The following is a 12,450-nucleotide window of genomic DNA, read 5'->3' as shown; positions in this document are numbered from 1 at the left end:
GCAGTTCCTTGTGATGTGTAGACGATGATGAAACCTGCGGATAGTGCTTCGACGTTAACCCAAGGAAAAAGACACTGCATCACGCGCATAAAAAATGCCCCGTATCGATTGATACGGGGCATTTCCATTTGTAGCTCAAGCCCGCTTGTGGCGGGTCATGAAGCGGCTTAAGCCAGCGCTTCTTCGCGCTTGCCCAGCAGACGGTCGCAAACCACGGCAACCACCAGGGTCATGACCGAGGGCACCAGCCACGCCAGGCCCTGCTCGCTCAGCGGCAGGTGAGCCAGTTGAGTCGGCATCCAGTCGGCCAGACCGGCGCCCTTGAGAGCGTCGATCATGCCGAAAATGAACGACACCAGCATCACCGGACCGACGATGCGACCCTGCTCATGCCAGAAGTCCTTGCAGAAGCTCAGGGCCACCAGGGCGATGCACGGCGGGTAGATGGCGGTCAGTACCGGAATCGAGAACGCAATCAGCTTGGTGAGGCCCAGGTTGGACACCAGCAGGGAGAACGCGGCCAGGATGATCACCAGCGTCTTGTAGGACAGTGGCAGCACACGGCTGAAGTATTCGGCACAGGCGCAGGTCAGACCCACCGCAGTCACCAGGCAGGCCAGGGAGATCAGCACCGCGAGGAAACCGCTACCGAGCGAACCGAAGGTGTGCTGCACGTAGGCGTGCAATACCGCCGCGCCGTTGGTGGCACCGGCGGCCACTTCATGGCTGCCCGAGCCGAGCCGGAACAGGCTGACGTAAACCAGCGCCAGACCTACACCGGCAATCAGCCCGGCGATGATCGCGTAACGGGTGATCAACACCGGCGATTCCACGCCACGGGAGCGGATCGCATTGACGATGACAATGCCGAATACCAGCGCACCCAGGGTATCCATGGTCAGGTAACCATTGATGAAGCCCTGGGAGAACGGTGCCGCCACATATTCAGGGGTAGCCACGCCAATGTTACCGGCCGGCAACGCGAACGCTGCGATGCCGAGTACGGCCAGGGCGATGATCTTCAGCGGTGCGAGGAACCGTCCTACGGTGTCCAGCAGACGGCCCGGATAGAGCGAGATGAAGAACACCAGCAGGAAGTACACCGAGCTATAGAGAAACAGCGCCAGCGGGCTCTCGCCGGTCAGCGGCGCCAGACCCACTTCGAACGACACGGTCGCGGTGCGTGGTGTCGCGAACAACGGGCCGACAGCGAGGTAGCACGCGGCTGCCAGCAGGCCACCGGCGATTTTACCGATCGGGCTGCTCAAGGCATCCATTGCACCACCGACCTTGGCCAGGGCGACCACGGTGATCACCGGCAGACCGACTGCGGTGATCAGAAAACCCAGCGCCGCCATCCAGACATTAGGCCCGGACTGCAAACCGACGATAGGCGGGAAGATGATGTTGCCAGCCCCGACGAACAGGGCAAATGTCATGAAGCCCAGTGCCAGGATGTCCTGGCCTTTCAACACTTTCATTAAGGAAATACCACACTACTGAATCGGAATTTAGAGAGGGATTTCCCTTATGGGTGAGGGAAATGCTGTCGATCCGTATAGGACTGACCCGTTTAGCGCGCCGCAGCCTTGTGGGCCGCAAACGCAAAATGGCGGCTAGCCTACCGAATTTGCCCACCAAACGCACTATTACGGGGCGAACTATCCGATACGCGACATTTCAGTGTCGTGTTTACATATCTAATTTTCACAACCTCCCTCGCCACAAAAAGCGCTGCGAATATCTCAAACCCCGGAAATGACAAAGGCCACCCGAAGGTGGCCTTTGTTTGGTGGAGCGTCAGTTAAGCGCGAGGCTTACTTGACGGCCCAACCGGTCAGCTCGGCCAGGGCCTTGCCGATGTCTGCCAGCGAACGCACGGTTTTAACGCCTGCGTCTTGCAGAGCAGCGAATTTCTCGTCTGCAGTGCCTTTGCCGCCAGAGATGATTGCGCCAGCATGGCCCATGCGCTTGCCCGGAGGAGCAGTCACACCAGCGATGTAGGAAACAACCGGCTTGGTCACGTGTGCCTTGATGTAGGCAGCCRCTTCTTCTTCAGCCGAACCACCGATCTCGCCGATCATCACGATCGCTTCGGTCTTCGGGTCTTCCTGGAACAGCTTCAGGATGTCGATGAAGTTCGAACCCGGGATCGGGTCACCACCGATGCCGACGCAAGTCGACTGACCGAAACCGGCGTCAGTAGTCTGCTTCACAGCTTCGTAGGTCAGGGTGCCGGAACGGGAAACGATACCGACCTTGCCTGGCAAGTGAATGTGACCTGGCATGATGCCGATCTTGCATTCGCCTGGAGTGATCACGCCTGGGCAGTTAGGACCGATCAGGACTACGCCCAGCTCGTCGCACTTGACCTTGGCATCCAGCATGTCCAGGGTAGGAATGCCTTCAGTGATGCAAACGATCAGCTTGATGCCGCCGAAGGCTGCTTCCAGGATGGAGTCCTTGCAGAAAGGAGCTGGAACGTAGATCACGCTGGCGGTGGCGCCAGTGGCAGCTACAGCGTCTTTCACGGTGTTGAACACTGGCAGGCCCAGGTGCTCGGTGCCGCCTTTGCCTGGAGTTACGCCGCCAACCATCTTGGTGCCGTACTCGATGGCTTGCTGGGTGTGGAAACTACCTTGCGAACCGGTAATACCCTGGCAGATAACTTTGGTGTCTTTATTGATCAGGACGCTCATTATTTGCCCTCCGCAGCTTTGACAACTTGTTGAGCAGCGTCGGTCAGGCTGGTAGCAGCGATGATGTTCAAACCGCTTTCTGCCAGTACTTTAGCGCCCAGCTCAGCGTTGTTGCCTTCAAGGCGAACAACAACCGGGATTTTCACGCCGACTTCTTTCACAGCGCCGATGATGCCTTCGGCAATCATGTCGCAACGAACGATGCCGCCGAAGATGTTGACCAGTACTGCAGCGACGTTAGTGTCGGACAGGATGATCTTGAACGCTTCGGTTACGCGTTCTTTGGTAGCACCGCCGCCCACGTCGAGGAAGTTGGCTGGTTTGCCGCCATGCAGGTTGACGATGTCCATGGTACCCATGGCCAGGCCAGCACCGTTGACCATGCAACCGATGTTGCCTTCCAGTGCTACGTAGTTCAGTTCGAACTTGGCAGCGTGCGCTTCGCGCGGATCGTCTTGCGACGGATCGTGGAAAGTCTTCAGCTTAGGCTGACGGTACATGGCGTTGGCGTCGATGTTGATCTTGGCATCGAGGCAGTGCAGATCGCCGTCAGCCTTGATCACCAGCGGGTTCACTTCCAGCAGAGCCAGGTCGTGATCCTTGAACAGCTTGGCCAGACCTACGAAGATCTTGGCGAACTGAGCAACTTGCTTGCCTTCCAGACCCAGCTGGAATGCCAGCTCGCGACCCTGGAATGGCTGAGCGCCAACCAGTGGATCGATAGTGGCTTTCAGAATTTTTTCTGGAGTGTCGTGAGCAATTTTCTCGATGTCCACGCCACCTTCGGTGGAAGCCATGAACACGATGCGACGGCTCGAACGGTCAACGACAGCGCCCAGGTACAGCTCTTTAGCGATATCAGTGCACGATTCAACCAGGATTTTGGTGACTGGCTGACCATTGGCGTCAGTCTGGTAAGTCACCAGACGCTTGCCCAGCCACTGCTGTGCGAATGCTTTAGCGTCTTCTTTGCTGCGAACCAGCTTTACGCCGCCCGCTTTACCGCGACCACCGGCGTGAACCTGGGCTTTGACAACCCATTCGCTGCCGCCGATTTTGTCGCAAGCTTCTGCTGCTGCTTCCGGGGTGTCTACCGCGTAACCGGTGGATACTGGCAGGCCGTACTCAGCGAACAGCTGCTTACCCTGATACTCGTGAAGATTCATGCTTATTACCGTCTTCGTTAGGTACTGCGCATTCGGTGCTGCACTCATTCAAGTGCCGCACCACCTGTGACTGCTGCTTGCGTAACCTTTCCGGGTACCCGGTGCAGCTACGCAAGACTGCGTCCAGCGGACATTCCGCGGTGAGTCTTGCTCGCAAGGCTCACGACGGGCCGTACCGCCGTGGTTTCTTATTATCCGCTTAGCGTTTCTTGCGGTTGGCGATGTGGATGGCGCCGCCATTCACTGCCAACGCTGCTTCGTGCAAGGCTTCAGACAGGGTCGGATGGGAGAAAACCATCATGCCCAGGTCTTCAGCGCTGGTGCCGAATTCCATGCCGATCGCGCCCTGCTGAACCAGTTCTGCGGCGCTCGGGCCAATCACGTGGACGCCCAATACGCGGTCAGTCTTGGCATCAGCGATGACCTTGACGAAACCACCGGTATCGTTGGCGGCCATGGCACGGCCAGAGGCTGCGAACGGGAAGGTGCCGACGTTAACTTCTACGCCTTCAGCTTTCAAGGCCTGCTCGGTTTTACCGACCCACGCGATTTCCGGGTGAGTATAAATAACCGAAGGGATCAGGTCATAGTTCATCTGGGCTTTATGGCCCTTGATGCGCTCGACAACCATGATGCCCTCTTCCGAGGCTTTGTGAGCCAGCATCATGCCGCGAACCACGTCACCGATGGCGTAAACGCCCGGTACGGTGGTGGCGCAGTGATCGTCAACGTGCACGAAACCGCGCTCGTCCAGGGTCACGCCGCAATCGGCAGCCAGCAGATCAGTGGTCACCGGACGGCGACCAACGGCTACGATCAACTTGTCGAAAGTGATGTTCTGTTCGCCGTTGGCATCGGTGTAGTTCACAACGACTTCGTCGCCGTTCACTTTGGAACCGGTCACGCGAGCGCCCAGCTTGATGTCCAGACCCTGTTTGGTCAGGGTTTTCAGCGCTTCCTTGGAAACAGCGGTGTCCGCTGCCATCAGGAAGGTATCCAGTGCTTCGAGAACGGTGACTTCAGCGCCCAGACGGGACCATACCGAACCCAGTTCCAGACCGATAACACCAGCGCCGATTACACCCAGGCGTTTTGGTATGGATTGGAATTCCAGAGCGCCAGTCGAATCGACGATCACATTCTGGTCGACCGGAGCCGGTGGAATGTCGATCGGACGCGAGCCCGGAGCCAGGATGACGTTTTCGGCTTCGATGACTTCAACCGAACCGTCAGGCTTGGTGACTTCGACTTTCTTGCCAGCCAGCAGTTTGCCGTGGCCCTGGATCGAAGTGACGCCGTTAGCCTTGAACAGCGTTGCAACGCCGGAGGTCAGGCCTTTGACGATGTTGGCTTTACGGCCGACCATTGCTGGCACGTCCATGGTCACGCCAGCGTGGTTGATACCGTGGATCGCGAAGCCGTCTTGCGCTTCGTGAAACTTCCAGGAGCTGTCCAGCAGCGCCTTGGATGGAATGCAGCCGACGTTCAGGCAAGTACCGCCGAGGGCCAGTTTGCCTTCCTTGTCGGTGTATTTCTCGATGCAGGCAGTGGTGAGGCCCAGTTGCGCTGCTTTAATGGCAGCCACGTAGCCGCCAGGACCCGCGCCAATCACTACCACGTCGAATTTCTGAGTCATGTGTCATTCCTTCTCGAATCAAACCGGACGGCCCCTTTTGAGGACCGTCGTGGGACGAAGCTGGTCATTACAGAAGGGCCGTCCATCTGAACGGCCCGTGCAACGAAATCAGATATCCAGCAGCAAACGAGCCGGGTCTTCCAGCAGGTTCTTGATGGTCACCAGGAAGGTCACAGCTTCTTTGCCATCGATCAGACGGTGATCGTAGGACAGCGCCAGGTACATCATCGGACGGATAACTACCTGACCGTTGATCGCCATAGGGCGCTGGATGATGTTGTGCATACCCAGAATCGCAGCCTGTGGCGGGTTGACGATCGGAGTCGACATCATCGAACCGAAAGTACCGCCGTTGGTGATGGTGAACGTGCCGCCGGTCATTTCTTCCATCGACAGTTTGCCGTCACGGGCTTTCTTGCCGAAGGTAGCGATGCCGCCTTCGATTTCAGCCAGGCTCATCAGTTCGGCGTTACGCAGAACCGGTACAACCAGACCGCGGTCGCTGGAAACAGCCACACCAACGTCGGCGTAGCCGTGGTAAACGATGTCGGCACCGTCGATCGACGCGTTGACAGCCGGGAAGCGTTTCAGCGCTTCGGTAGCCGCTTTCACGAAGAACGACATGAAGCCCAGGCGTACGCCGTTGTGGGACTTCTCGAACAGGTCCTTGTACTTCGAACGCAGGGCCATGACTTCGGTCATGTCGACTTCGTTGAAAGTGGTCAGCATGGCCATGTTCGATTGAGCTTCAACCAGACGCTCGGCAACCTTGGCACGCAGACGGGTCATCGGAACGCGTTTTTCTACGCGGTCGCCAGCAGCGAATACCGGAGCCGAAGCAGCCGGTGCAGCAGCCTTGGCAGGTGCAGCAGCCGGAGCGGCTTTCTTGGCGGCAACAGCTGCTACCACGTCTTCCTTGGTCACACGACCGCCTTTGCCAGTACCGGCAACGGAAGCGATGTTGATGCCGTTTTCTTCAGCCAGCTTGCGAGCAGCCGGTGCAGCAACAGGATCGTCTTCGCCCGCTTCGGCAGGAGCAGCGGCAGCAGCGGCAGGTGCAGCAGCGGCTGGAGCGGCGGCAGCACCGCCCTCACCGATGGAGCCCAGAACTTCGTCGGACAGAACGGTGTCGCCTTCGTTCTTGACGATCGCGCCCAGCACGCCATCAGCAGTGGCCAGAACTTCCAGTACGACTTTGTCGGTTTCGATGTCGACGATCAGTTCGTCACGCTTGACGGCGTCGCCCGGTTTTTTGTGCCAGGTGGCAACGGTGCCATCGGCAACCGATTCCGGGAAAGTGGGGGCTTTGATTTCGATAGCCATTATCTGTGGGTCCTTAAATTCGGTTTCAGGTGCGCGAAGGCGTTAAACAGTGAAAGCATCTTGCAGCAGTTGTTCCTGCTGCTCGGCGTGCATCGAAGCGTAACCGCAAGCAGGTGCGGCAGACGCCTCACGACCAGCGTATTCCAGGACCAGGCCTTGTTTATGGTTGGTCAGGCTGCGACGCATGTGATGCTGGCTGCTGTACCAGGCGCCCTGGTTCATCGGCTCTTCCTGGCACCAAACCACGTTTTCGAGGTTGGTGTAAGGGGCGAGAGCCTCCATCAGGTCGTCCTCAGGGAACGGATACAGCTGCTCGATACGCACGATGGCGATGTCTTCACGACCTTCGGCACGGCGTTTTTCCAGCAGGTCATAGTAGACCTTGCCGCTGCACAGGATCATGCGAGTGACCTTTTTCGGGTCAAGCGCATCGATTTCCGGGATCACGGTCTGGAACGAACCTTCGGCCAGATCTTCCAGGGTCGAGATGGCCAGCTTGTGACGCAGCAACGACTTCGGAGTCAGGACTACCAATGGTTTGCGCAGCGGGCGAATCACCTGACGACGCAGCAAGTGGTAGATCTGGGCCGGCGTAGTCGGCACGGCTACCTGAATGTTGTGCTCGGCGCACAGCTGCAGGTAACGCTCCAGACGAGCCGAGGAGTGCTCCGGACCCTGACCTTCATAACCGTGCGGCAACAGCATGGTCAGACCGCAGAGACGGCCCCACTTGTGCTCGCCACTGGTGATGAACTGGTCGATAACCACCTGGGCACCGTTGGCGAAGTCGCCGAACTGGGCTTCCCAGATAACCAGAGCGTTTGGCTCGGTGGTCGAATAACCGTATTCGAACGCCAGAACCGCTTCTTCGGACAGGAATGAATCGTACAGGTCGAAACGTGGCTGACCCTTGTACAGGTTTTGCAGCGGGATATAGGTACCCGCGTCTTTCTGGTTGTGCAAGACAGCGTGACGGTGCGAGAACGTACCGCGACCGATGTCCTGACCCGTCATGCGAATCGGGTGACCTTCGAACGCCAGGGTCGCGTACGCCATGGTTTCGGCGTAACCCCAGTTGATCGGCAGGCCGCCGGCTTGCATCTTCTGACGGTCTTCGTAGATTTTCGAGACCTGGCGCTGAACCACGAAGCCTTCCGGAATCTCCAGCAGCTTGGCGGACAGTTCCTGCAAGGTTTTCAGATCGAAGCGAGTATCGTGACGCGCGGTCCAGGCGTGGCCCAGATACGGACGCCAGTCCACGAACAACTCTTTGTTCGGCTCTTTGACCAGGCTTTTTACTACGTGCAGACCGTTGTCCAGCGCGTTGCGGTATTCGTCGACTTTCGCCTGAACACGCTCAGCGTCCAGCACCCCACTCTGGGTCAGACGATCGGCATACAGCTCACGGGTGGTGCGCTGCTTGGTGATCTGCTGATACATCAGAGGCTGGGTACCGCTTGGCTCGTCAGCCTCGTTGTGGCCGCGACGACGGTAGCAGACCAGATCGATCACCACGTCACGCTTGAACTGCATGCGGTAGTCGATGGCCAACTGGGTCACGAACAACACGGCTTCCGGATCATCACCATTCACATGGAGGATCGGCGCCTGGATCATCTTCGCAACGTCGGTCGCGTACTCGGTGGAGCGCGAGTCCAGCGGGTTGCTGATGGTGAAGCCGACCTGGTTGTTGATCACGATGTGCACGGTGCCGCCGGTCTTGAAACCGCGGGTCTGCGACATCTGGAAGGTTTCCATGACCACGCCTTGACCGGCGAATGCCGCGTCACCGTGGATGGAGATCGGCAGAACCTTTTCACCGGTAGGATCGTTACGACGATCCTGACGGGCACGGACCGAACCCTCGACCACTGGAGAAACGATTTCCAGGTGAGACGGGTTGAAAGCCATGGCCAGGTGAACTTCACCGCCGGTGGTCATGACGTTGGACGAGAAGCCCTGGTGATATTTAACGTCACCGGAACCCAGCTCGACCTTCTTCTTGCCTTCGAACTCGTCGAACAACTCGCGCGGGTTCTTGCCAAAGGTGTTGACCAGCACGTTCAGACGACCACGGTGGGCYATGCCGATGACGATTTCCTTGGTGCCGTAGGAGCCGGAACGCTGGATCAGTTCATCGAGCATCGGAATCAGGCTCTCGCCGCCTTCCAGACCGAAACGCTTGGTACCCGGATACTTGGTCCCAAGGTATTTTTCAAGACCCTCGCCGGCAGTGACGCGCTCGAGCAGGTGACTCTTGATGTCGGCGGAGTACGTCGGACGGCCGCGCACGCTTTCCAGACGCTGCTGGAACCACTGGCGCTGCTCGGAATCGGTGATGTGCGTAAATTCAGCGCCGATGGTGCGGCAATATGTCTGCTGCAACGCTTCGTGAATTTCGCGTAGGCTCGCCTCCTCTTTGCCGATGAACAGGTCGCCGGCACGGAAGGTCGTATCAAGATCGGCATTGGTCAAGCCGTAATGATTGATTGACAGGTCTGCAGGTGCAGGACGCTGCCACAGCCCCAGCGGGTCAAGCTGGGCTGCCTGGTGGCCACGCATACGGTAGGCCTGGATCAATCGCAGCACTTCAACTTGCTTCTTCTCGTGCTCACTGCTCACGCTGCCGGCGGAAACCGGTTGGGCGCGGCGCTGGTTCTTTGCCAGCAAGACGAAATGATCGCGAATTGTGGAGTGCGAAACATCGGTGGCAGTGTTGCCATCAGCAGGCAACTTCTGGAAGTAGGTGCGCCACTCTTCTGGCACAGCGTTAGGGTCGTGCAGGTAGAGCTCGTAGAGCTCTTCCACATAGGCAGCGTTACTACCGGAAAGGTAGGCGCTGTTCCACATGCGCTGCATCACGCTTTCTTGCATGCTTGGTCACCCTCGGTTAGGGGAACACCACCGGCGTCGACACCGAGCAAACTTGCAGAAGTCCGAATGCAGCGACTAAAACAAGCCACTTAGGATCACGCTGATAGTCCGGGTACCAGCCCGGATGCCCCTGCTTGTCTCATTTCTTCAAAATAAGAGCCGCAGCCTTATGGGCTGCTGCTCAGGTTAAAACTACGGCGCCGGTTGAAGCCTGCGCCGTAGCATCTACGGGTACAGCGGTTCTACGGGTACAGCAGCTGAATCACACGCCGCTTTGCAGCAGCATGTTACGGATGTGACCGATGGCCTTAGTCGGGTTCAGGCCTTTCGGACAAACGTTGACGCAGTTCATGATGCCCCGGCAGCGGAATACGCTGAACGGGTCATCCAGCGAAGCCAGACGCTCGGACGTCTTGGTGTCGCGGCTGTCTGCCAGGAAGCGGTACGCTTGCAGCAGGGCAGCCGGGCCCAGGAACTTGTCCGGGTTCCACCAGAAGGACGGGCACGAAGTCGAGCAGCAAGCGCACAGGATGCACTCGTACAGACCGTCGAGTTTTTCACGCTCTTCAGGGGACTGCAGACGCTCGATGGCCGGAGCCGGCGTGTCGTTCTGCAGGTATGGCTTAACCTTTTCGTATTGCTTGTAGAAGATGCTCATATCGACGACCAAGTCACGGATAACCGGCAAACCTGGCAGAGGACGAACGATCAGCTTGTTACCTTTTACGACGGCAGACAGCGGCGTGATGCACGCCAGACCGTTTTTGCCGTTGATGTTCATGCCGTCGGAACCGCAAACACCTTCACGGCAAGAGCGACGATAGGAGAAACCCTCGTCCTGCTCTTTGATCAGGGCCAGCACGTCCAGCACCATCAGGTCTTTACCACCGGTATCAACCTGGAATTCCTGCATGAACGGCGCAGCGTCCTGATCAGGGTTGTAACGATAAACACTGACTTGCAACATGGCGGCCACCCTTAATAAGTCCGAATCTTAGGTTCAAAAGTCGGAACAGTCTTCGGCGAGAAGTTCACTGCACGCTTGGCAACGCGCTTCTCACCCGGGAAGTACAGGGTGTGGCACAGCCAGTTTTCGTCGTCACGATCTTCAAAGTCTTCACGGGCGTGAGCACCGCGGGACTCTTTACGTACTTCTGCAGCGATGGCGGTAGCTTCGGCCACTTCCAGCAGGTTCTGCAGCTCCAGCGCTTCGATACGCGCGGTGTTGAACGCCTGGCTCTTGTCGTTGATCTTGACGTTGGCGATACGGCCACGCAGATCAGCCAGTTGAGCAATACCCTTCTGCATGTATTCGCCAGTACGGAATACACCGAAGTAGTTCTGCATGCAGCTTTGCAGCTCGCGACGCAGGGTTGCCACGTCTTCACCATCAGTACGCTCGTTCAGAGCGGACAGACGCGACAGGGCCGCATTGATGTCGGCGTCGGTGGCGTCGTCGTATTCGATACCGTCGGTCAGCGCTTTTTCCAGGTGCAGACCGGCCGCACGACCGAAAACCACCAGGTCGAGCAACGAGTTGCCGCCCAGACGGTTGGCACCGTGAACCGATACGCAAGCCACTTCACCAACCGCGAACAGGCCAGGAATGATGGTGTCCTTGCCTTCGGCGTCCTGAGTGATCGCCTGGCCATGAATGTTGGTGGCAACGCCGCCCATCATATAGTGGCAAGTCGGAACAACCGGAACCGGAGCGACGACCGGGTCAACGTGCGCGAAAGTCTTGGACAGTTCGCAGATGCCTGGCAGACGGCTGTGCAGCACTTCCTCGCCCAAGTGGTCGAGCTTGAGCATTACGTGGTCGCCATTCGGACCGCAACCGTTGCCGGCGATGATTTCCTTAACCATCGAACGGGCAACCACGTCACGACCGGCAAGGTCTTTGGCGTTCGGAGCATAACGCTCCATGAAACGCTCGCCGTGCTTGTTGATCAGGTAACCACCTTCACCACGGCAACCTTCGGTTACCAGTACACCGGCGCCGGCGATGCCGGTCGGGTGGAACTGCCACATTTCGATGTCTTGTACCGGTACGCCGGCACGCAGCGCCATGCCAACGCCGTCACCGGTGTTGATCAGGGCGTTGGTGGTCGAAGCGTAGATACGACCTGCACCGCCGGTGGCCAGTACGGTGGCCTTGGCACGGATGTAGGTGGTTTCACCGGTTTCGATGCAGATCGCGATCACACCGACGAACTCGCCTTGACCGTTCTTTACCAGATCGACAGCGTAGTATTCGTTCAGGAACGTGGTGCCGGCTTTCAGGTTGCCCTGATAAAGGGTGTGCAGCAGCGCGTGACCGGTACGGTCGGACGCCGCGCAGGTACGTGCAGCCTGGCCGCCCTTGCCGTAGTCCTTGGACTGACCGCCGAACGGACGCTGGTAGATGCGACCGGTTTCGGTACGGGAGAACGGCAGGCCCATGTGGTCCAGTTCGAAAACTGCGGCCGGACCTTCCTGACACATGTATTCGATAGCGTCCTGGTCACCGATGTAGTCGGAACCCTTGACGGTATCGTACATGTGCCAGCGCCAGTCATCGTTCGGATCCGCAGACGCAATGGCGCAAGTGATGCCGCCCTGGGCCGATACGGTGTGCGAACGAGTCGGGAAAACCTTGGTGATCACGGCAGTCTTGTGACCGCCTTGTGCCAGTTGCAGCGCTGCGCGCATGCCGGCACCGCCGCCACCAATAATGATGGCGTCGAAAGAAATCGTTGGAATGTTAGCCATG

8 protein-coding genes are annotated in these 12,450 nt (G+C 58.3%); all 8 read right to left on the bottom strand.

Annotation, left to right across the window (positions count from 1 at the left end; translation table 11 throughout):
- Positions 1 to 167 precede the first annotated feature (167 nt).
- Positions 168 to 1,481, bottom strand: coding sequence for a branched-chain amino acid transport system II carrier protein (brnQ, locus tag AC1DIS_RS09415; RefSeq protein WP_477744258.1), 1,314 nt, complete (start codon positions 1,479 to 1,481; stop codon positions 168 to 170).
- A 336-nt stretch (positions 1,482 to 1,817) separates the two neighbouring features.
- Positions 1,818 to 2,699, bottom strand: coding sequence for a succinate--CoA ligase subunit alpha (gene sucD / locus AC1DIS_RS09410; protein ID WP_477780845.1), 882 nt, complete (start codon positions 2,697 to 2,699; stop codon positions 1,818 to 1,820).
- On the bottom strand, positions 2,699 to 3,865 hold the full coding sequence (sucC, locus tag AC1DIS_RS09405; protein WP_007919879.1) for an ADP-forming succinate--CoA ligase subunit beta: 1,167 nt from the start codon (positions 3,863 to 3,865) through the stop codon (positions 2,699 to 2,701). Before sucC ends, sucD begins: the two co-directional genes overlap by 1 nt.
- 199 nt (positions 3,866 to 4,064) lie before the next feature.
- Positions 4,065 to 5,501: a dihydrolipoyl dehydrogenase gene (gene lpdA / locus AC1DIS_RS09400; protein WP_477744257.1), complete on the bottom strand. Its 1,437-nt coding sequence runs from the start codon at positions 5,499 to 5,501 to the stop codon at positions 4,065 to 4,067.
- 108 nt (positions 5,502 to 5,609) lie between these two features.
- On the bottom strand, positions 5,610 to 6,824 hold the full coding sequence (gene odhB, locus AC1DIS_RS09395) for a 2-oxoglutarate dehydrogenase complex dihydrolipoyllysine-residue succinyltransferase (RefSeq protein ID WP_018925109.1): 1,215 nt from the start codon (positions 6,822 to 6,824) through the stop codon (positions 5,610 to 5,612).
- Between the two features lie 42 nt (positions 6,825 to 6,866).
- Positions 6,867 to 9,698: a 2-oxoglutarate dehydrogenase E1 component gene (locus tag AC1DIS_RS09390; RefSeq protein ID WP_477780844.1), complete on the bottom strand. Its 2,832-nt coding sequence runs from the start codon at positions 9,696 to 9,698 to the stop codon at positions 6,867 to 6,869.
- A 262-nt stretch (positions 9,699 to 9,960) separates the two neighbouring features.
- Entirely contained in the window at positions 9,961 to 10,665 is a 705-nt protein-coding gene (locus AC1DIS_RS09385; RefSeq protein ID WP_018925107.1) for a succinate dehydrogenase iron-sulfur subunit, read from the bottom strand.
- 11 nt (positions 10,666 to 10,676) lie between these two features.
- Positions 10,677 to 12,449: a succinate dehydrogenase flavoprotein subunit gene (sdhA, locus tag AC1DIS_RS09380; RefSeq protein ID WP_018925106.1), complete on the bottom strand. Its 1,773-nt coding sequence runs from the start codon at positions 12,447 to 12,449 to the stop codon at positions 10,677 to 10,679.
- Between the last annotated feature and the right edge of the window lies 1 nt (position 12,450).

The sequence above is a fragment of the Pseudomonas sp. 05N433 genome (genome assembly GCF_056396925.1).
The sequence above is the reverse complement of the archived record's forward strand: the minus strand, read 5'-3'. Positions and strand labels throughout refer to the sequence as shown.